The following is an 18,812-nucleotide window of genomic DNA, read 5'->3' as shown; positions in this document are numbered from 1 at the left end:
TATATTGTTCGACCTGTTTGATAGCTTTAACGACCTAATGGGGTTTTTATGGAATTGCGTCACCTGCGCTACTTCATCGCCGTCGCCGAAGAACTGCATTTCGGCCGCGCAGCACAGGTGCTGGGCATCTCCCAGCCACCGCTTAGCCAGCAGATTCAGGCGCTTGAGCAAGAGGTCGGTGCACGTCTGTTTGAACGGACCAATCGTCGGGTCGAGCTGAGTGAGGCCGGCAGATTGTTTTTGGAAGAGGCGCGGCTGGTGCTGGCGCAAGTCGACAAAGCGGCGGATGTCGCCCGTCGTGCGCAACTCGGCGAACTCGGTGAACTGAAGATCGGCTTCACCTCATCGGCGCCGTTCAACTCGACCATTCCGCAGGCGATCTTTTCATTTCGCCAGCGGTTTGCAGCGGTGCATCTGCATTTGCGTGAGATGAGTAGCACCCAGGTTGCCGAGGCGCTGGTCGACGAATCAATTGAAGTCGGCATCATGCGCCCGCTGGGTTTGCCGGATTCATTGAGCGTGGTGGAATTGATGCGCGAGCCGCTGGTAGCGGTGCTCAGTTCCAAGCATCCGTTGGCTCAGGGCAGCGAGGAGGGGTTGTTTCTCTCGGCGCTGGCGCTGGAGCCTTTCGTGTTCTTCCCGCGCAGTTATGGCAGCGGTCTCTACGCACAACTGCTCAGCCTGGCGCGCGACGCCGGTTTCAGCCCGCATTTCGCCCAAGAGGCCGGCGAAGCCATGACCATCATCGGTCTGGTGGCGGCGGGGTTGGGCGTGTCGGTGTTGCCGGCGTCCTACCAGCGGATGCGCATCGACGGCGTGGTCTACCGGCCGCTGCTCGACCCCGCAGCGGTGTCGGCCGTATGGCTTGTACAGCGCAAGGATCAGAAATCGCCGATGGCCAAGGCGTTTGTCAAATTGCTTACAAGTAAGGTCGAGCCTCCGAAAACCTGAAGTCAAAAGATCGCAGCCTTCGGCAGCTCCTACAGGGAAAGGCATTCCAAATGTAGGAGCTGCCGAAGGCTGCGATCTTTTGATCTGCCCTTCAAGGCAACCGCACCAAATCCCCCTTCAACGCCACCCTCGTGACAAAAATCCCCGCTCGACACTCGTAAGTATTCAAATCCTTGCGCACGTGCTGGTCGTAATAACTGACGATATTGGTCACCGCATTCGCCCCGACCCGTTTGGCCTCGGCCTGCAACTTGATCAGGTTTGACTGCAGCACCCACTCGCACGAGAACTGATCACTCTTGTTGAACCCGTTGGTACTCAGATCACTGACCACGCCCCGCCTTAGCAACTGTTGAGTTCCCAGCGGCCCATTGCCAACCAGATAAAACTTCACACTGCCATCCAGCCGCCCGGCACGAAGCGCATCCGAGAGCACGGTCTCGAACGGCATGTACATCAGATTGGTGGCGTGGCTGGCGCTGGGGAGCAGGCAGAAGAGCGTTGCGGCGATCAGGGCTTTCACTTGCATGGTCATCTCCTTGACGGTGAAAGAGAGCAGCGAGTGTTTGATCGACTGGGGCTCGCCGTTCTGGCAGGTGTGGTGCGGTTGCCTGCTTGAACGAGTGTAGATGGGCAAAATAAAAAGGGCGCCGAAAGGCGCCCTTTGTCGTTTCTACAGTTCCATCAATCCACGTGCGCCAAATCCCCACGCAACGCCACACTCGACACGACCAGCCCGGCGCGGCACTGGAATTTTTCGGTGTCTTTGTAGAGGTCGCGCTGGTCGACACTGGCGATGTTGATCACGGCGTTGGCGTCGGCCTTTTTGGCGGCGTTCTGCAGGGTTGCGAGGGCCGATTGCAGGGCCCAGAAGCAGGCGTCTTCGTCGGACTTGTTCGAGCCGTTGGTCTTGCGGCTGCTGCTGACGGTGTCGAGTTTGCGTACCTGTTTTGGCAGGGTTTCGCCGGCCAGGTAGAACTTGACGCTGCCGTCGAGCAGGCCGGCGTCGGTGGCGCGTTTGACGCCTTCGCGGAAGCTGAGGTAGGTCGGCTCGTCGGCGCCTTGCTTGATGATGCCAAGGCTGTTGACGGCTTCGATGTCCGGGTTGATCGACAGCTCCTTGAGGACGTTGTCGCGCAGACGGTTGACCCAGCGGTTGTAGTTGCCGTGGATCTTGCCGTCCTTGGCATTCAGGCCGTAGCTGCTGCGGTAGTCGATTTCGAACGAAGTCGGGGTGAACGGGATGTCGACTTCGGCGTGATGCCGACCACGCACGGTGATCGCGGCTTTGATCATGCCCGGACGCACCGATTGCACGACCCATTGGCGATCATTGAGCGCAGTGACGATGGCGCGGCTCATCTGTGATTCGGTGAAGCCCAGGTTGCTGGAGAACTCTTCCTTTGCGTTGTACACCGGTTTGCTGGTGCAACCGCCGAGTATAAAAGCCAGGGCCAGCAGGGCGGCGATGCGGTGAAACTGAGTCATTCCCTTCACTCCAAACGTGTAGCGGTCAGTGCCAGCGGCGGAAAATCAACGAGGTGTTGACGCCACCAAAAGCGAAATTGTTGTTCATCACGTATTCGTTGCTCATCTGGCGGAATTCACCGCGCAGATAGTCGAGCTTGCCGCAGTGCGGATCGACCTCATCGAGGTTGAACGTGTGCACGTACAGGTCGCGGTTGAGCATTTCGATGCTGAACCACGACTCCAGCGCTCCGCAGGCCCCCAGCGTATGGCCGAGGAAACTCTTCTGCGAGCTGATCGGCATGCGTTCACCGAATAAGCTGCTGGTCGCCAGTGTTTCGGCAATATCGCCTTGTTCTGTAGCGGTGCCGTGGCCATTGACGTAACCGATCGCATCCGGTGTGAGCCCGGCGTCTTCGAGCGCCAGTTCCATCGCACGGCGCATGGTGGTTTGTTCCGGGCGTGTGGTGTGCTGGCCGTCGGCGTTGCTGCCGAAACCGACAATCTCGGCGTGGATATGTGCACCGCGAGCAAGGGCGTGTTCCAGCTCTTCGAGCACCAGCATGCCGCCACCTTCACCGATCACCAGACCATCGCGGCCCTTGTCGTACGGACGTGGGCTGGTCTGTGGCGCGTCGTTTTTCAGGCTGGTGGCGTAGAGCGCGTCGAACACCATCGCTTCGGTCGGGCAGAGTTCTTCGGCGCCGCCGGCGAGCATCAGCGGCAGGCGTCCGAACTTGATTGCCTCGTAGGCATAACCGATGCCCTGACTGCCGCTGGTGCAGGCGCTGGACGTCGGAATCAGACGACCGGTGAGGCCGAAGAAGATGCTGATATTCGCCGCTGTGGTGTGCGGCATCATGCGCACGTAGGAGTTGGCGTTGAGGCCCTCGGCCACCGAGTTGAGCAGCATGTTGCCGAACGCCTTGATCTCGTCGGTGCTGCCGGTGGAGGACCCGCAGGCCACGCCCATGCGCCCGTCCTTGATCGATGCGTCGCCGAGCAGGCCGGCGTCGGCCAGGGCTTGTTCCGCTGCACCGACAGCCAGACGCGAAACCCGACCCATGCTGCGCAGTTGCTTGCGGGTCCAGTGCGCCGGGACGACGAAATCATCGATGGGGCCGGCGAGACGCGTGTTCAGTTCGCTGAAGCGATCCCACTCGTCCATCCGGCGGATGCCGCTGCGGTTGGCCGCGAAGTTGCCAGCGATGGTCTGCCAGTCGCTGCCCAGCGAGGTGATGCCGGCCATGCCGGTGACAACGACGCGCTTCATCAGCACAAGCCTCCGTTGACCGCCAGGACCTGGCGGGTGATGTACGAAGCTTCCGCCGACATCAGGAAATTCACCGCACTGGCCACCTCTTCAGGGGTGCCCATGCGTTGCGCGGGGATCATTTTCATCAATTCTTCCACCGGCACGTTTTCGTCGAGCATCGCTGTGTCGATCAGGCCTGGCGCGACGCAGTTAACGGTGATTTTGCGCTTGCCCAGTTCGATCGCCAACGCTTTTGCAGCGCCGATGACACCGGCCTTGGAGGCGCTGTAGTTGACCTGGCCACGGTTGCCGATCAATCCCGACACCGAAGTGATGCAAACGATGCGACCAGCGGCGCGGCGACGGATCATCGGCATCATCACCGGGTGCAGGACGTTGTAGAAACCGTCGAGGTTGGTGCGCAGCACCACGTCCCAATCGTCGTCGCTCAGGGCTGGAAAGGCACCGTCGCGGGTCAGCCCGGCATTGAGCACCACACCGTAATAGGCACCGTGGGTTTCAACGTCGGCTTCGAGGATGGTTTTGCAGGTTTCACGGTCGGCGACATCGAACTGCAGGATGCGCGCGTTGCGGCCCAGCGCTTGAATTTCAGCCTGCACTGCCTGGGCTTCGGCGACGCCGCTGCGGCAATGCAGGACGATGTCGTGGCCGGCCTGCGCCAGACGCAAGGCAATGGCGCGGCCGATGCCACGGCTGGAACCGGTGACCAGTACGGATTCAGTCATCGTTCGACTCCTGTGTCTGTTGCAGATATTGGGACGGTTGCGGCGGGCGGAACACATTCAGTCGGGCGCTGGCCTGGATGCCGGGCGCAGTGATGTGGCATTCGAACACGCCCATGCCGTTGTCATCTTCCAGCGAGCGGATGCCGTGGACGGTCAACTCGCTGCCGGCCGGAAACGCTTCGACGTTGCACTCGAACTTGCGTGTGCCGAGCAGGAAACCCAGTTCCACCGGGTTGCCTTTGCGCCGTGCATGACAACCGGCGAACGCGGCGACGCTTTGTGCCATCAGCTCGACGCCGACCCACGCCGGCAGGCTGCCGTCGGGCAGGCTGAACAGGCCGTCAGGCTTGACCGTGAGGCAGGTGTAAATCTGTTCTTCGTCGAAGCGGATGATCTTGTCGATCAGGATCATGTCGCCTGCGTGAGGCAGCAGTTCGGCGAGCGGCCAGTCAGTCATGGGGCGTCTCCGATAATCAGGCTGACGTTGTTGCCCCCGAAGGCAAACGAGTTGCTCATCAGGTAGCGGGGTGCAATGGACGTCAGGGGTTCACTTGCGGTCACCCACTTGAGCGCTGGCAGGTCGGGATCGGGTTGGCCGTCCCAGACGTGCGGCGGTAGCGCGTGGCCTGGGTTGTCAGCGCTCAGGCTCAGCCAGCAGAACGCCGCTTCCAGCGCGCCGGCAGCACCGAGCGTGTGACCGGTCATCGGTTTGGTCGACGAGCACGCCACGCCGTCGGGGAACAGCGTGGCGACCGCCAGGCTTTCCATGGCGTCGTTGTGTTGGGTTGCGGTGCCGTGCAGGTTCAGATAGTTGATTTGCCCGGGTTGCAATTTCGCGCGACTCAAGGCTTTTTGCATCGCTTGCAGCGCGCCGCGCCCGCTCGGTTCCGGCGCCGAGATATGGTGCGCATCGGAACTGGCGCCAGCGCCGAGCAGGGCGATGGCCGGACCCTCCCCGCGTTGCTTGCTCATCACGAACAGCACCGCGGCTTCGCCGATGTTGATGCCGTTGCGATTGGCCGAGAACGGATTGCAGCGCTCATCGGATACCGCTTCCAGCGATGAAAAACCGTTGAGGGTCAGTTTGCACAAGCTATCGACGCCGCCGCAGAGCACTGCATCGCACAGACCGAGATCGAGCAGGCGCTGCGCACTCATCAGGGCGCGTGCGCTGGAAGTGCACGCGGTGGAAATCACGTAGGCCGGACCGCTCAGTTGTAGCCAGTCGACAAGGAAATTCGCCGGGGCGCCGAGTTCCTGTTGCCGATAGTCGTATCCGCTCGGGAACTGCTGTTCACGAAGGAAATGCGCCAGACCACGACTGGCTTCGTCAATGCCCGAGGTGCTGGTGCCGAGTACCACGCCGATGCGCTCGCGGCCATAAGTCTCAATGGCCCGGTCGATGTCGTTGCGGATCTGCAACGCGGCTTCCAGCAAAAGCTGATTGTTGCGGCTGCGCTGGTCGGCGAGTTCTGGCGCAATCGCTGCCAGCTCACCGTGCACGGCGGCCACCGGCAACTCACGCTCCGGCACCCAGCCGGATTCGCGACGCATGCCGGAGCAGTCGCCAGCGAACAGGTTGTGCGCAACTTCATGCTTGTCGCGGCCCAGTGCGCAGATTACGCCGAGGGCATTCAAGTAGGCGGTCATGGCGTCGGTTCACCGAGGGGGGAGACGCGGTAGTGCGGGCCTTGAGGCAGTTTCAATTCGAAGCTCAACGGTTGTGAGTAGCGGATATTCCAGCGCGCTGGCAGGGAGCGTTGCTCGCCCTGTTGCTGCGCGGCGGGGTAGTTTCGCAGGAGTTCGCCGGACGGGGTCAGGGCGAACAGCAACGCGGCGAACAACTCCCGGGCTTCGGGATTGGGCGGCAGCAGGCCATCGGCCTGCCAGCGCCCGTCGATCAGTTGCTGACGTGCCTGGGGAATGCCCAGCGGGTCCATCATCGACCAGCGGATGCCGGAACCTTCACGCTGGATCACTAGTAGCCAGTCCTGGCGTTGCTCGGCGAGGTTGCGTTCGATGTGCAGTTGCAGGGGCAGCGGTAGAGTCGGGTTGCCCGTTGGTAGTGGTGCCTGAGTTGCGCAGGCACCTAGCAGCGCGATGCAGACCAACGAAAACAGTCGCAACACCCAAAAACCTGTGGGAGCTGGCTTGCCAGCGATTGCGTCGGCACGTCCAATATTGAGGATGACTGATCCACCGCTATCGCTGGCAAGCCAGCTCCCACAGGGTGGGTTGTGTACTGATCGACTGCCGTACATCAGATCTCACCTTCCAGCGGCTTGCGCGCAACCACGTTCACCAGCGTCTCTTCCCGCTGCCCGAACGGTTTGGGCTTGAGCAATCCAAACCGCTCCAGCAAACCGAAATCCTTCGACCGGCTCCACCACAAATACGGGTACGAAACATTGCGCTCGCCAAACTCAAAACCCTGCTCGCGAATCATCCCCAGATACTGCGCGGCGCTTTTCTGCACGTGCATTGGATGGCGGAACAGCCAGCGAATCACCCAGGTATCGATGTAAGCCTCGGTCGATTCGGCAAACAGCAGATAACCGCCAGGCTTGAGCACCCGATAAAACTCGGCCAAGGCCTTTTCCTGCTCGACCAGATGATGAAAGGTCTGGTGGCAGAACAGCAGATCGACACTGGCGTCCGGCACGTTGAGCGTTGCGCAATCGCTGCCGATCAGCTCGACTTGCAATCCCTGACGCGCCGCTTCTTCGGCGCTCAATTCAAGGCTGTGCGGATCGGCATCGATGCCGATCAAACGTTGAGGTGCAAAGGTCTGGCGCAAATGGCCGAACGATTTGCCCTGACCGCAACCGGCATCGAGCAGCACCGGGTTTGCCGGCGGTGCTTCGCTGAACAGCCCACGCAGATCGTTGATTGCCACGCGCAATACGTGATGCTGCCAGGTGTGGCTGCGCAGGAACCAGAAACCGAAGCGGGTTTCCTCGACGTAGCTGTCGCTCAGGTAATTCATGGGGCGTCCTTTGCACAAAGTTCGGAAATCATCTTCAACCGGCGCCGAGCTTCGCTGACGAACGGGTTACGTTCATCCCAGGCATAACCGGCGAGAATCGAGCAGATCATCCGGCGAATGTCGGCCTGGCTCTGTTCATAAAAAATCACGTCCTGGAAGGTCCCGGCGTACCAGCCCTCGACATAGCAGCGGAAGGTGTCGACGCCGCGTTTGAGCGGCTCGGCAAACTCGCTTTGCCAATCCACCGTTTCGCCCTGCAACTGACGATGCAACACCGCCGCCGCCATGCTCGCCGAACGCATGGCGATGGTTACGCCGGAGGAGAACACCGGATCGAGAAATTCCGCCGCGTTGCCGAGTAACGCAAAGCCCGGGCCGTGCAGGGTTTTGACGTTGGCTGCGTAGCCGCCGAGGGTGCGCGCCGGGGTATCCCACACGGCGTTGTTGAGCACGTCGGCCAGACTTGGCGTTTCGGCGATGAAACCGCGCAGACAGGCGTCAAGATCGGTATCGCGACCTTCGAAGTGTTCGGCAGCGGCGACCACGCCGACCGAGCAGCGACCATTGCTGAACGGGATGGTCCAGAACCAGATATCGCGATGCTGCGGGTGCGTGGTGACGAGGATTTTTTCGCGGTCGAACGCCGGGTTGTCGATGTGATCTTCGACGTGAGTGAACACCGCCTGGCGCACCGGGAAATTCGACGGCGCCTCCAGATCCAGCAAGCGTGAAAGCACGCGACCGTAACCGCTGGCATCCAGCACGAAATCCGCTTCGACGCGGTATTCGCTGCCGTCTTCGCGGCGCACATCCAACTGCGGTTTTGCCCGGTCGAAATCGACGCTGACGATGGCATCGCCATAGCGAATCTCGGCGCCTTGCAGCGCGGCTTGATCGGCCAGCAGTTTGTCGAAGTCGGCGCGCTGCACCTGGAACGTGGCCGGCTTGCCGTTGGTGAAGGTGTCGCCAAAATCAAACGCGCTGTAGCGCTCGCCCCAGGCAAACGCAGCGCCGGTCTTGCGCTGGAACCCGGCGGCGTTGACGGCGTCGAGCATGCCGGCTTCTTCGACGAAGTCCAGGCAATGGCTGAGCAGGCTTTCGCCGATGGAAAACCTTGGGAAGTGCTGACGCTCGATCACCAGCACGTCGTGCCCTTTGCGCTTGAGCAGGGCGGCGGCGATGGCGCCCGAGGGGCCTGCGCCGATGATCACGACCTGACGCGATTCCATTTCAACGATTGGCACGTGAGCTCCGGGGCAGTGGGTTGTTCGAATTCAATGGGGCGCGATGCAGGCCGATGAGGGCTGGCAGCAACGTCGCGATCAGGCCCATCAGCATCAGCGCGAAGTACAGCGCCGGGGTGATTAGCTGTTGTTGCAACAGCAAGTTGAGAAAGACGATTTCGCTCAGGCCGCGAATGTTCAGCAGCACGCTTTCCCGCCAGCGACTGGCACCCTCGAACGAGGCACCGGCCCAGCCGAGGCCAAGCCAGTTGCCAAGCAGTTTACTGGCAATCGGCACCAGCAGCAGTGCCGCCCATTGCAGCGCGCCAAGGCTGGCGAGGGCGGCGTGTACGTCGATCTGCACGATGCCGAACGTGAGGATCAACGGGATCGCGATCCACGTCTGCAAACGGCTCATCCAGCGCGCCGGCAACGGCAGCACCAGCGGTATTCTCAGCGTGGCCATGCACAACAGGTAGCCGATGCCGAAAATCAGCGCATTGAGTTTGTAGTGCTCGGCCAGCACCAATAACGCGAAGAAGCCGAGGCTATAAGTCAGCGGTCGCTGCACACCGAACAAACGCAGCAGCAAGGGCACGCACGCCAGCCCCAGCGGCAGCAACAGACTGCTCAGGTGCAAACTGCCTTGGGCGAGGCCGAACAGGGTCCAGCAGGTCAGATCGATCAGGATCGCGGTTTGCACCAGCCGTCGTGTGGCAGCGGGCGGGTAGTCGATGTGGCGCAGATACAGATACAGCACCGGAATGGCCGTGATGGCGAACACCAGACCGATGGCCAACGAGTTAAGCCACGCTTGCGCTGGCAGCAGCCAATAGGCGGTCGCCAGGCCACAGGCGAACGGCACGGCGAAACTCGGTACGGCGATTTTCACGCTCTGGCGATCCAGACGCAGGTCGATCACATCGCTGAGGATGTGCCCGAGCAACAGGGCAAAACTCAGGCTGTAGAGGTCTTTCAGCCACGTCGGCGCAATCAGTTCGGCGCCGCTGAGCTGCCAGCCCGGTTCGATCCAGAAATACATCAGCAGCGGCAAACCGAAGCTCGCCAACAGCAACTGGCTGACAATCGGAATCAGGCCGAAGTGGCGACCGACGCGGGTCGCGACAAAGAACAGCGCCAGGGCCAGCAGCCAGAATCCGACGACCATCATGCTGCCGGCTCCGCGACTGTTGCGGTGTGAGGGTGACGCCCGGCCCACGGTGCAAGCATGAAGCTGAAGGCCAGACCGAGGCTGACCGATAAGCCGAAGTTGCTCACTGCTGGCGTGCTCGATACCGCCAGCAAACCGAATGACAGCCACGTCGTCACGGCCGCCAGCAACGTGCCGAGCAGACTCACCGCCGCGCCGCCGACTTGCTCACGCATGAGAATCGCGTAATCGACGCTGATCGCTGTCACCAGCAGCAGGCCGAACAGGCTGAACAATGTCAGCGGCTGGCCGAGCCAACCGAGGCTGGCCAGGCTGCACAGCGCTGCCAGCAACGGCAGCGTGACGATGCGCAGGGCGCCGCCGAGACCAAACGGCAGGATCAACACCAGCACGATCAACACGCAGGAGGCGAGTTTCAGTTCTGCCGCGCTGATCTGCGTGGCGGCGAAAACACTGTTCAATTCCCCGAGGCGATCCACCAGCACCACCCCCGGTAAATCCAGCGCCTGCACCCGCAGCAGCGAAGAATTGTTCAGGCCTTGCAGACTGGTGATCGCCGCCACGCCCTCTTCGGTCGGGCCAAGCCACAGCGTGCGGTAGGGCTCGCCGAGCGGACCGACCAGCGCGGCGTCGATGTCCTCAAAGGACAATCTTTGCAACTGCTGCAACTCGTTTTGCAGGGCCGTTACCGGCACGCCGAGATCGAGCAGCGGCTGCCAGAACTGTGGAAGCTTGTTCAGCGCTTGGCGCACTTGCTCTTGTTGACTTGGCGGGCTGACCAGTTGATCGAGCGCCAGAAAACCTTGCAGTTTGTCGAGGTTGACCAGTTGCTCCAGACGTTCGCTCAGTGCCGCTTGTCGTGCGAGCAGTTCTTGCTGATTGGCCGCGCGCACCAGGAAGAATTGGCTGGTCGGCTGATACCCGGTGATGCGTGCGATGGTCTGCGCTTCGTCGGTCAGTTGCTGTGGCGCGCCGACCCATTGGCGGATGTCGTTTTTGCTTTGCAGTTGCACGAGACCGCCGACACAGAAGGCGATCAACAGCGCCAGCAGTATTGGCGTGCAGATGCGCTCCAGCAGTTTTTCCCGCAGGTTTATTAGCCGTTTGGCCAGATGCAGCGGCCATTGCGCCGGGCGCAGTTCGACATTCTTCAACAGCGCCGGCAGCAGGCACACCGCCGACAGATAGGCGCCCAGCAAGCCGGCGGCAGAGAATACGGCGATTTGCGTCAGCGCCGGGAAGGGCGTCCACGCCAGCGCCAGATAACCGATGGCGCTGGTGATCAGGCTCAGCGTCAGCCCGGGCAGGGTCAGGTGCAAGGCGGGCCAACTGCGCCACGGTTTCAGGCTCCAGCTCTTCGACAGATAGTGCAGCGGGTAATCCACCGCCACGCCGATCAGGCTGGAACCGAGTACCAACGTCATCACGTGCATATGGCCGAACAGCGCCACACACGCCACGGCACCGAACAACATGCCCACCAGCACCGGCACAAATGCCAACAACACGCGCCAGCGACGGAACGCCAAAAGCAGCAACAGCAGAATCCCGACTGTGGCGCCGCCGCCCACCCAGGTCATCTCGCGAGTGGCCTGTTGCTGACCACTGGCCGCGTACAGCAGACCGCTGGCGGCCAGAAGCTGCACGTCGGATTTCGCCGCCTGATCACGACTGTGCTTAAGCAGATCGGCCACTTGCAGCGGCAGGTTCATGTCGAAGGCATTGCCGGTGGTGCGTGCGCGCAACAGCACCCAGCTCTTGCCGTCGGCATCGGCGACCAACGCACCGCTGCCGATGTCCAGCTGCACCGCGCCGTGTTGCGGCTGGCTGTTCTGGATGCGTGCAGTCAGGCCCAACCAGTCGTCCTGACTCGGCACCAGACTGAAACCGCTGAACGGGTCGAACAGTGCCTGCACCCGTTGCTGAATGAAGGCGTCGGGATGTTCGATCAGGAGTTGCCGGTCACTCGCCGAGAGCATCGCCAGCCGCCCTTGCAGCAATTGCGTGCGCAGGGCCGGGAGGTCTGCTTGCAGGTTCCACTGCACTTTTTCGAACAGTCCGCTGGCTTGCCATTGCTCGCCCAGCGTTTGCGCCATGGCCACTGCTTGCTGGCGATCGGCGTGGCCGACCAGCACCAGCATTTCGCGGTTGAGAGGCTCCTGCATGCGTTGTTCGGCGCGCAGTTCGAGGGCGTCGGGGTCAGTGCCCGGCACCAGTTCCATCAGGTTGGCGGACAACGGCGCACCGTCGCGCCACTGCCAACCGGCCAGCGCGACGACCGCCAGCAGCAGAATCAGGAACAGCCAGGGCAGCTTGCGTTCACTCGGCAAAGTCATGTTGCTCCGCGTCGCTCAACGGTTGGCCGGCGGTGCTGTCCTGCATGCGCAGCACGGTGCTGTCGCCTTGGGTTTCCAGCAGTTCGATGGTTTGCACCAGTTCGCCGCCGTCAATGTTGATCTGGCTGAACACTTGCTTGAGCAACAGCGAACGTGGGGTCAGGGTGAGTTTCCACCGTTGAGCGTCGCCACTGAGCGCCAGTTCGAAGTCGCGTTGCAGGCCGCTGCTGTCACCTTGCAGCACAGCGAGAAACAAACGGTTCTGCTCGGCCCCGGCGCTTTTGTTCGGCAGCAGTTGCCAGCCGTTGCCGTCACGCCGGGCAATGCCTTTGGCGCTAATGCGGTAATCCTGTTGCAGCGGGGTTTTCAGCAGCCAGAGCAGGCCCTGGTTTTTTGCGAGGACGAAACTGCCCTTGCTGATCAGCGGCTGGGGCAGGGCGCGCAGGTGTTTTTCCTGGACGAACTGGCCGTGGATCACGTCCGGCTTGGCCAGTTGTGCGCTCAGTTGTTGCAGGTCAAAGGCGTGGGCCAGTGATGACACCGCCAGCAGCACCAGCGCACCAAGACTTTTAGAAAACAGGTTCATCGCAGCATCCTTTCCACGGCATCAGTGAAGACTTTTGGTGAAGCCAGTTGCATCTCGCGGCTGCTCACTTCGACTGCCACTTGCACGGAGCTTGCGCGAGTCAGGCGTTCGCCGCTTTGCAGGTCGGTGATCAGATAGTTGATCTTCAGACGGTTTTCCCACTCGACCAGGCTGGCGCGCACGTTGAGTTTCTGGCCGAACACCGCGCCACGCACGTAGCGCAGTTGCAGATCGATGATCGGCCAGGCGTAACCGGATTCGACCATGTGCGTGTAGTTGTGGCCAATCTTGTCGAGCAACGCACAGCGCGCTACTTCGAGGTATTTGACGTAATGGCCGTGCCAGACCACGTGCATGGTGTCGACGTCGAAGAACGGGACGAGGATTTCCGTATCGGCGTGCAGTACTCCGGCGCTACGCATGCAGCCTCCAGTGTTGCGCGGCGATGCGTTGCAGGCACAGGCGCAGTTCGCCTTCCAGTGCGCGGTCTTCGATCACCGGCGGGAAGTCCTTGGCAAGTTCTTCGTGCATGGCGGCCAGCGCAGGCGGCAGCGCTCGGGCGTCTTCGGCTTGCGCGCGCAGCCATACGCCTTGGTTCGCGGCGAGGAGCGTAGCGGCGGCGACCTGTTCGGTCAGCTCCAGCACGCGGATCGCATCACGGGCAGCGATGGTGCCCATGCTCACCTTGTCCTGGTTGTGGCACTCGGTGGAGCGCGAGAAGACGCTGGCCGGCATGGTGTTTTTCAACGCTTCGGCGGTCCAGGCGCTGGTGCCGATCTGCACAGCCTTGAAGCCGTGGTTGAGCATCGCCCGATCCGCCGTGGCGCCGGACAGATTGCTCGGCAAACCGTGGTTGTAACGTTCATCGACCAGCAGCGCGAGTTGACGGTCGAGCAGGTCGGCGACGTTGGCCACGAGGTTTTTCAGGCTGTCCATGGCGAACGCGATGTGCCCGCCGTAGAAGTGCCCGCCGTGCAGCACACGCTCGGCTTCGGCGTCGATGATCGGGTTGTCGTTGGCGCTGTTGAGTTCGATCTCGATGAACGAACGCAGCCAGTTCAGGCTGTCGGCCAACACGCCGAGGACATGCGGAGCACAGCGCAGCGAGTAGCGATCCTGCAAGCGGTGCAGCGGCGCGGTCGGCGCGTCGATTGCCAGATCCTTGCGCAGCCACGCGGCCACTTGCATCTGCCCCGGGTGTGGCTTGGCGGCGAACAGGCGTTCGTCGAAATGCTCCGGATTGCCTTGCAGCGCCACGACGTTCAGCGCGGTGATGCGGGTAGCCAGTTGCAACAGGTAATCGGCGCGGGCGTAGGCGAGGCAGGCGAGGCCGGTCATCACGGCGGTGCCGTTCATCAGTGCCAACGCTTCTTTGGGGCGCAACACCAACGGCGTCCAGCCGAGTTCGCGATGGACGTCGGCCGCTTGACGGCGCTCGCCACGGAACATCACTTCACGCTCACCGGACAGGGTTGCCGCGACGTAGGACAGCGGCGTCAGATCGCCGCTGGCGCCAACCGAGCCTTCTTCGGGAATCAGCGGCAGGATGTCGTATTCGAGGAAGGCGTGCAGGCGCTCGAGCAGTTCAATCCGCACCCCGGAAACGCCGTGGCAAAGCGACTGCAAACGCGCCGCCAGCACTGCGCGGGTGGCTTGGGCGTCGAGCAGTTTGCCCAGCCCGCAACCGTGGAAAGTGTAGAGATGACGCGGCAGCGCCTCGACGTGATGCAGCGGCACCGCGACCACGCAGGAATCACCGTAACCGGTGGTCACGCCGTAGATCACGCCTTCCTTGTCCAGCAGCGAATCGAGGAACCGTGCGCCCTTGGCGATCCGCTCGCGGTAATCGGCGTCGCTCTGCAACTTTACGGGCGCCTGACGGTTGGCCAGGGCCAGCACGTCTTCGATGCGCAGAGGGCGTTCGCCGAAGGTTACCGGCTCATGGGTTGGCGTCGTCATCGGTCTTCCAGAAAGGGTAAAAGTTGAACCATTGCTGCGGAGCTTCAAGGCAATAGTGACTCAGGCGCTGCGCGTAGCGGGTGGCCCACTGATGAATGACCTGCTCGCGCTCGCTGCGCTTCCACACTATGGCGTCGGCGAAGGGTTCGAGGGTCAGGCGATAATGGCCGTCGGGTTGCTTGAGGCACATCAGCAGATTGACCGGGCATTTGAGGAGCCCGGCCAGCAGCCATGGGCCTTGCGGGAATGGTGCCGGATGGCCGAGGAAGTCCACGGTCACGCTACGGCCGCCGTGCAGCGGCACACGGTCGCCGGCAATCGCCAGCCACTCGCCGCGCTCCAGGCGTTCGTGCAATTGCAGCATGATCACCGGGTCGAGTTCGCTGACCTGGATCAGGCGCAGATTGGTCGCCCCGGCTTCCCCCAGCAAGCGGTTGAACTGCTCGGCGTGCTTGGTGTGCACCAACACGTTCATCGTGACCTTTTCGCCGATCTCCGCCAGCGCCCGGCACACTTCGAGATTGCCCAGGTGCGCGCCGACCAGCAATTGCCCGCGACTGCCGCGCAACTGAGTGCGCAGCAGCGCCGGGTCGATGATTTCGATTTGCTCGATGCGCAGTTTGCCGTTCCACACGTCGAGCTTGTCGAGTAGCGAGTCGGCGAACGCCATGAACTGGCCGAACACCCGCCAATGGCTTGGGCGCAAGTCTTCGCGTTGGCTCCAGTCGGCCAGGTGCTGCTGGTATTGCCGGGCGCTGTGTCGGGCCGTGCGGCCGAACAGGAAAAAGTACAGGACGATGCCGTATAACAACGGGCTCAGCAGGCGGCGACCAAGCACCTTGGCGGCTAGCGCGGTGAATTTCATCAGCAGGAAACTGCCGCGTTCCTCGCGGTCGGCCCAGTGCTTCTTTTCGGTATCGACGGTCATGTCCGCCACCGTCGCCAGAGGATCACCGGAAAGCGCAGCAACATGCCGAAGAACAGCCGCGTGTGCATGCTCGAAATCAGCGCGTTGTCATGGAACAGCCGGAAGTGCGAGACGCCATCCAGCGGGTAATGCACGCTGGTTTCCAGCCAGCGCATCGGCTGATTGCGCCACGCCAGGCGCACCAGAATGTCCGAGTCGAAATCCATGCGTTTGCCGACCTTGGCCGAGTCGATCACCGCCAGCGTCGCTGCAACCGGATAGACGCGAAAGCCACACATCGAATCGCGGATCTGCAGCGACAGTGTGTTGATCCAGACCATCACGTGGGTCAGGTAGCGCGCGTACAAGCGGCCCTTGGGCACGCTTTCGTCGAACAGCGGATAGCCGCAGATCATCGCTTGCGGATGTGCGCGGGACTCCTCAACGAAGCGGGCAACGTCGTGCAGATCGTGCTGACCGTCAGCGTCGACCTGTAGCGCGTGGCTGAAGCCCAGGCGCGAGGCTTCGCGCAGGCCGGTCATCACCGCGCCGCCCTTGCCCTGATTGATGGTTAGCCGCACCAGATGGACGTTGTCGCGCTCGGCCAGCACGTCCAGCACCCGCGCGCAGGACTGCTTGCTGGCGTCGTCCACCAGCAGGCACGGCAGACCTTGGGCGAGCAGGGCGTCGACAACGGTGGTGATCGCGGTTTCGTGGTTGTAGACCGGGATCACGGCGCAGGGGTTATGCATTGCCAGTCTCCAGAAGGATGCGGCCACTGGAACAGGTCGCCATGTCATTGCGATAGGCGAAATACAATTTGCCGCGTTCGGGATCGAAGCGCAGGTGCAGCTGGATTTCATCGCCGGGACGCACCAGTTGCTGGAATTTCAGCACTTCCATGCCAGCGAAGGCACCGCTCAGGTTGAGCAGTTGCCGAGCGAGGTTCAGTGCCCATTCCACTTGCACCACGCCGGGTAACACGGGGGCTTTGGGGAAGTGGCCGCTGAAGTACGCCAGATCCGGCGGCACGCTCAGTTGCAGGCTCCATTCGCCGTCTGTTTCGGTTTGCTCCAGCACCTCGGGGGCTTTCGGACGAGGGCCGAGCAGCAGCGCCTCGATATCCGCCTGCGGCAGTTTGCCCTGGCTGTTGAGCGGCATTTGCCGCAGCAATCGCCAGCGACGCGGCAGGGCCAGGGCTTCGCAGTGCTCTTTCAAGTGCAGGCGCAGGGCTTCGGTCAGGCTACGTCGACCGTGTTCGCGCAGAGCAAACAGGCCGGACTCGCTGAGCACCAGCAAGGCGCCGAGGGACGCACGATTTTCCTGAACAACGCCCAAGCGCGCTTCGGCAACCCAGTCGTGGGCGACCAGGGCTTGCTCAAGCATCGGCAAGGAAATGCGTTTTTCTTCGAGTTTGACGATTCGGTCCAGTCGACCCAGCAGTTCGAAACGGCCATCGGCGGCAATGCGTGCTGCATCGGCGGTGTGTTCGACATGCCCGGCAGGCAGGTACGGTGAGGCGATCAGCAGTGCACCGTCGTTGTCCTGACTCAATTCGACACCGGCGAACGGCTGCCACAGCTGCTCACCCTGGCGCCAGGCGATGCCGCCAGTTTCCGAGCTGCCGAGGATTTCAGTCGGCCACTGTTGCAAGCGTTGCTGCAGGCTTTGAGCCGCGTCTACAGGCAGTGCGCCGCCCGAGGAAAACACCCGGCGCACAGCGCTCAGGGCCGGCCAGTCGAGATTGTCGCCCATGCGCTTGAGCAGCGCCGGGCTGGCAACCCAGGCGAAGGCTGGATACTCGCGGCTGGCGCGTTGCAGGTCTTCGGGGAATGCCAGTTGTTTGCGCACGAACGTTCGCCCGGCGCACAGCGGCCACAACACGCGAAACAGCAAACCGTAGATGTGCTGGGTGGCGACGCTGCCGATGATGCATGACTCGGCGAGATCCGCGCCCCACAGCTGTTCCAGCGCCTCGACCTCATTGGCCAGCTGGCGCAGGGTCTTGTCGATGCGCTTGGGCTCGCCGCTGGAGCCGGAAGTGCACAGGCTCAAGCGACACTGATCCAGATCCAGCTCGGCGCCGGGAAGTGGCGGCTGGTGGAATTCAGCTAAACCACTGTCGCCGGTTTGATCGGTCAGCCACAGATCCACTTCGCCGGACCAGCGCTGGCGGGTTTGCGCTTGCAAGTCCGAGGGCAGCAATACGCTGACGCCAGCGCGCCAGGCACCGAGCAGGGCGATGGCCAGGTCGGCGGCATCTTCCAGATGTACGGCCAAACGCTGCACGCCTTGGGCTTGCAGGCCGGCAGCCACGCTCAACGCCTGCTCGCACAGCTGTGCGTGATCCAATGCCGGGGCCTGGCTGATCGCCCGCGCCGGCAACGCCTTGAGCAACAGTTGCTCAAGTTTTATCCAGTTCATGTACGGCCTCTTACCCGTTGTCGTATCAGCCATTCAATGGCAAACATCAGGCCGATCAATCCGTAGGAGATCAGGCCGGTGTACAACATCCACCAACTCAGCGGCGCCCACAGGGTCAGGAGCGCGGCGCACAAACCGTTGCAGAAGAAAAACACGCTCCAGGCCACCGTGACCTTGCGCGTGTAGGCAATTGCGTTGGCCGGCAAATGCGGTTCACGCAGCCGCGCCAGGCGTTCGACCATCGGCGGGCCGTATTTCAGGCTCAGGCTGAACAGCACCAGCATGAAACCGCTGATCAGCACCGGATACCAGCGCAGCAAAAGCGGGCTGTCGAACAGCGCCAGCAACAGGCAAAACATGATCGCCACGCAGGCCATCCACAGACTGCCGGGTTTGCGTTCGCCGACCAGTGCTCGCGCCAGCCACAGGCTGCCCAGCAGCAGGCCGAACTGCCACGGGGCAAAGTGCTCCATGCCGAAATACACCGCAAAGGGATACAGCAGACCGGCCAGCAACAGGCCGAGGCCGATCAGTCGGCTCATGCGGCCGGGTGAACCAGACGGTAGACCGCCTCGACCACGTCACCGACAGTGCGCACTGATTTGAATTCTTCGGCGGCGATCTTCTTGCCGGTCTGGCGCTTGATGTGGTCGATCAGATCGACCGCGTCGATGCTGTCGATCTCCAGATCCTGATACAGGTTGGAATCCAGGCTTACACGGGAGGGATCCAGTTCGAACAGCTCGACCAGGGCATCACGCAGGGTGTTGAAAATATCGTCACGAGTTTGCATGGTCCGGT

At 62.1% G+C, this 18,812-nt stretch carries 20 protein-coding genes; 1 reads left to right on the top strand and 19 read right to left on the bottom strand.

The features are described from left to right. Nucleotides 1–48 precede the first annotated feature (48 nt). A complete protein-coding gene (locus tag AB4P92_RS13060) occupies nt 49–951 on the top strand; it encodes a LysR substrate-binding domain-containing protein (RefSeq protein ID WP_395599500.1) in 903 nt (300 codons plus the stop codon). Nucleotides 952–1,042: 91 nt separating this feature from the next. On the opposite strand, the gene AB4P92_RS13055 is transcribed toward AB4P92_RS13060, so the two are convergent. The 19 genes from AB4P92_RS13055 to AB4P92_RS12965 form a co-directional block, all read right to left on the bottom strand. Further along, complete coding sequence (locus AB4P92_RS13055; RefSeq protein ID WP_042557275.1) at nt 1,043–1,480, bottom strand: hypothetical protein; 438 nt, start codon at nt 1,478–1,480, stop codon at nt 1,043–1,045. A gap of 155 nt (nt 1,481–1,635) precedes the next feature. Then, nucleotides 1,636–2,439 carry a hypothetical protein gene (locus tag AB4P92_RS13050; RefSeq protein ID WP_395599499.1) on the bottom strand — a complete coding sequence of 268 codons (804 nt, stop codon included), beginning with the start codon at nt 2,437–2,439 and terminating at the stop codon, nt 1,636–1,638. Nucleotides 2,440–2,464: 25 nt separating this feature from the next. Further along, a complete protein-coding gene (locus AB4P92_RS13045) occupies nt 2,465–3,691 on the bottom strand; it encodes a beta-ketoacyl-ACP synthase (protein WP_047299407.1) in 1,227 nt (408 codons plus the stop codon). Continuing rightward, nucleotides 3,691–4,419 carry a 3-ketoacyl-ACP reductase FabG2 gene (locus tag AB4P92_RS13040; RefSeq protein ID WP_047299408.1) on the bottom strand — a complete coding sequence of 243 codons (729 nt, stop codon included), beginning with the start codon at nt 4,417–4,419 and terminating at the stop codon, nt 3,691–3,693. The genes AB4P92_RS13045 and AB4P92_RS13040 overlap by 1 nt, the downstream gene beginning before the upstream one ends. Beyond that, nucleotides 4,412–4,876, bottom strand: coding sequence for a hotdog family protein (locus AB4P92_RS13035; RefSeq protein ID WP_042557279.1), 465 nt, complete (start codon nt 4,874–4,876; stop codon nt 4,412–4,414). The genes AB4P92_RS13040 and AB4P92_RS13035 overlap by 8 nt, the downstream gene beginning before the upstream one ends. Then, nucleotides 4,873–6,069, bottom strand: coding sequence for a beta-ketoacyl-[acyl-carrier-protein] synthase family protein (locus AB4P92_RS13030; RefSeq protein ID WP_395599498.1), 1,197 nt, complete (start codon nt 6,067–6,069; stop codon nt 4,873–4,875). The genes AB4P92_RS13035 and AB4P92_RS13030 overlap by 4 nt, the downstream gene beginning before the upstream one ends. Next, complete coding sequence (locus AB4P92_RS13025; protein WP_047299411.1) at nt 6,066–6,548, bottom strand: hypothetical protein; 483 nt, start codon at nt 6,546–6,548, stop codon at nt 6,066–6,068. Before AB4P92_RS13025 ends, AB4P92_RS13030 begins: the two co-directional genes overlap by 4 nt. 131 nt (nt 6,549–6,679) lie before the next feature. Next, the gene (locus AB4P92_RS13020) at nt 6,680–7,405 is read right to left on the bottom strand and encodes a class I SAM-dependent methyltransferase (protein ID WP_395599497.1); all 726 of its coding nucleotides are present in this window, start codon (nt 7,403–7,405) and stop codon (nt 6,680–6,682) included. Beyond that, entirely contained in the window at nt 7,402–8,649 is a 1,248-nt protein-coding gene (locus AB4P92_RS13015) for an NAD(P)/FAD-dependent oxidoreductase (protein WP_395599496.1), read from the bottom strand. The genes AB4P92_RS13020 and AB4P92_RS13015 overlap by 4 nt, the downstream gene beginning before the upstream one ends. Continuing rightward, a complete protein-coding gene (locus AB4P92_RS13010; RefSeq protein WP_395599495.1) occupies nt 8,636–9,799 on the bottom strand; it encodes a sodium:proton antiporter in 1,164 nt (387 codons plus the stop codon). The genes AB4P92_RS13015 and AB4P92_RS13010 overlap by 14 nt, the downstream gene beginning before the upstream one ends. Further along, on the bottom strand, nt 9,796–12,135 hold the full coding sequence (locus AB4P92_RS13005) for an MMPL family transporter (RefSeq protein WP_395599494.1): 2,340 nt from the start codon (nt 12,133–12,135) through the stop codon (nt 9,796–9,798). Before AB4P92_RS13005 ends, AB4P92_RS13010 begins: the two co-directional genes overlap by 4 nt. Beyond that, entirely contained in the window at nt 12,119–12,721 is a 603-nt protein-coding gene (locus AB4P92_RS13000) for an outer membrane lipoprotein carrier protein LolA (protein ID WP_395599493.1), read from the bottom strand. Before AB4P92_RS13000 ends, AB4P92_RS13005 begins: the two co-directional genes overlap by 17 nt. Then, entirely contained in the window at nt 12,718–13,143 is a 426-nt protein-coding gene (locus tag AB4P92_RS12995) for a thioesterase family protein (protein WP_095187415.1), read from the bottom strand. The genes AB4P92_RS13000 and AB4P92_RS12995 overlap by 4 nt, the downstream gene beginning before the upstream one ends. Then, nucleotides 13,136–14,680, bottom strand: coding sequence for a histidine ammonia-lyase (gene hutH, locus AB4P92_RS12990; protein ID WP_395599492.1), 1,545 nt, complete (start codon nt 14,678–14,680; stop codon nt 13,136–13,138). The genes AB4P92_RS12995 and hutH overlap by 8 nt, the downstream gene beginning before the upstream one ends. After that, the gene (locus AB4P92_RS12985) at nt 14,661–15,608 is read right to left on the bottom strand and encodes a glycosyl transferase (RefSeq protein ID WP_395599491.1); all 948 of its coding nucleotides are present in this window, start codon (nt 15,606–15,608) and stop codon (nt 14,661–14,663) included. The genes hutH and AB4P92_RS12985 overlap by 20 nt, the downstream gene beginning before the upstream one ends. Further along, nucleotides 15,605–16,339, bottom strand: coding sequence for a glycosyltransferase family 2 protein (locus AB4P92_RS12980; protein WP_261736257.1), 735 nt, complete (start codon nt 16,337–16,339; stop codon nt 15,605–15,607). Before AB4P92_RS12980 ends, AB4P92_RS12985 begins: the two co-directional genes overlap by 4 nt. Continuing rightward, complete coding sequence (locus tag AB4P92_RS12975) at nt 16,332–18,011, bottom strand: acyl-CoA synthetase family protein (protein ID WP_261736258.1); 1,680 nt, start codon at nt 18,009–18,011, stop codon at nt 16,332–16,334. Before AB4P92_RS12975 ends, AB4P92_RS12980 begins: the two co-directional genes overlap by 8 nt. Beyond that, nucleotides 18,008–18,553 (bottom strand): hypothetical protein, encoded by a 546-nt coding sequence (locus AB4P92_RS12970; RefSeq protein ID WP_261736259.1) that lies wholly within the window; start codon nt 18,551–18,553, stop codon nt 18,008–18,010. Before AB4P92_RS12970 ends, AB4P92_RS12975 begins: the two co-directional genes overlap by 4 nt. Then, nucleotides 18,550–18,804 carry an acyl carrier protein gene (locus AB4P92_RS12965; protein WP_042557293.1) on the bottom strand — a complete coding sequence of 85 codons (255 nt, stop codon included), beginning with the start codon at nt 18,802–18,804 and terminating at the stop codon, nt 18,550–18,552. The genes AB4P92_RS12970 and AB4P92_RS12965 overlap by 4 nt, the downstream gene beginning before the upstream one ends. Nucleotides 18,805–18,812 lie beyond the last annotated feature (8 nt).

Source organism: Pseudomonas sp. A0308, assembly GCF_044218815.1.
GTDB classification, from domain to species: Bacteria; Pseudomonadota; Gammaproteobacteria; order Pseudomonadales; family Pseudomonadaceae; genus Aquipseudomonas; species Aquipseudomonas iridis.
The sequence above is the reverse complement of the archived record's forward strand: the minus strand, read 5'-3'. Positions and strand labels throughout refer to the sequence as shown.

What these genes read in the sequence shown, in the direction of transcription:
- AB4P92_RS13060 (WP_395599500.1), top strand. Translation starts at nt 49, where the DNA reads ATGGAATTGCGTCACCTGCGCTACTTCATCGCCGTCGCCGAAGAACTG.
- AB4P92_RS13055 (WP_042557275.1), bottom strand. Translation starts at nt 1,480, where the DNA reads ATGCAAGTGAAAGCCCTGATCGCCGCAACGCTCTTCTGCCTGCTCCCC.
- AB4P92_RS13050 (WP_395599499.1), bottom strand. Translation starts at nt 2,439, where the DNA reads ATGACTCAGTTTCACCGCATCGCCGCCCTGCTGGCCCTGGCTTTTATA.
- AB4P92_RS13045 (WP_047299407.1), bottom strand. Translation starts at nt 3,691, where the DNA reads ATGAAGCGCGTCGTTGTCACCGGCATGGCCGGCATCACCTCGCTGGGC.
- AB4P92_RS13040 (WP_047299408.1), bottom strand. Translation starts at nt 4,419, where the DNA reads ATGACTGAATCCGTACTGGTCACCGGTTCCAGCCGTGGCATCGGCCGC.
- AB4P92_RS13035 (WP_042557279.1), bottom strand. Translation starts at nt 4,876, where the DNA reads ATGACTGACTGGCCGCTCGCCGAACTGCTGCCTCACGCAGGCGACATG.
- AB4P92_RS13030 (WP_395599498.1), bottom strand. Translation starts at nt 6,069, where the DNA reads ATGACCGCCTACTTGAATGCCCTCGGCGTAATCTGCGCACTGGGCCGC.
- AB4P92_RS13020 (WP_395599497.1), bottom strand. Translation starts at nt 7,405, where the DNA reads ATGAATTACCTGAGCGACAGCTACGTCGAGGAAACCCGCTTCGGTTTC.
- AB4P92_RS13010 (WP_395599495.1), bottom strand. Translation starts at nt 9,799, where the DNA reads ATGATGGTCGTCGGATTCTGGCTGCTGGCCCTGGCGCTGTTCTTTGTC.
- AB4P92_RS13005 (WP_395599494.1), bottom strand. Translation starts at nt 12,135, where the DNA reads ATGACTTTGCCGAGTGAACGCAAGCTGCCCTGGCTGTTCCTGATTCTG.
- AB4P92_RS13000 (WP_395599493.1), bottom strand. Translation starts at nt 12,721, where the DNA reads ATGAACCTGTTTTCTAAAAGTCTTGGTGCGCTGGTGCTGCTGGCGGTG.
- AB4P92_RS12995 (WP_095187415.1), bottom strand. Translation starts at nt 13,143, where the DNA reads ATGCGTAGCGCCGGAGTACTGCACGCCGATACGGAAATCCTCGTCCCG.
- hutH (WP_395599492.1), bottom strand. Translation starts at nt 14,680, where the DNA reads ATGACGACGCCAACCCATGAGCCGGTAACCTTCGGCGAACGCCCTCTG.
- AB4P92_RS12985 (WP_395599491.1), bottom strand. Translation starts at nt 15,608, where the DNA reads ATGACCGTCGATACCGAAAAGAAGCACTGGGCCGACCGCGAGGAACGC.
- AB4P92_RS12980 (WP_261736257.1), bottom strand. Translation starts at nt 16,339, where the DNA reads ATGCATAACCCCTGCGCCGTGATCCCGGTCTACAACCACGAAACCGCG.
- AB4P92_RS12975 (WP_261736258.1), bottom strand. Translation starts at nt 18,011, where the DNA reads ATGAACTGGATAAAACTTGAGCAACTGTTGCTCAAGGCGTTGCCGGCG.
- AB4P92_RS12970 (WP_261736259.1), bottom strand. Translation starts at nt 18,553, where the DNA reads ATGAGCCGACTGATCGGCCTCGGCCTGTTGCTGGCCGGTCTGCTGTAT.
- AB4P92_RS12965 (WP_042557293.1), bottom strand. Translation starts at nt 18,804, where the DNA reads ATGCAAACTCGTGACGATATTTTCAACACCCTGCGTGATGCCCTGGTC.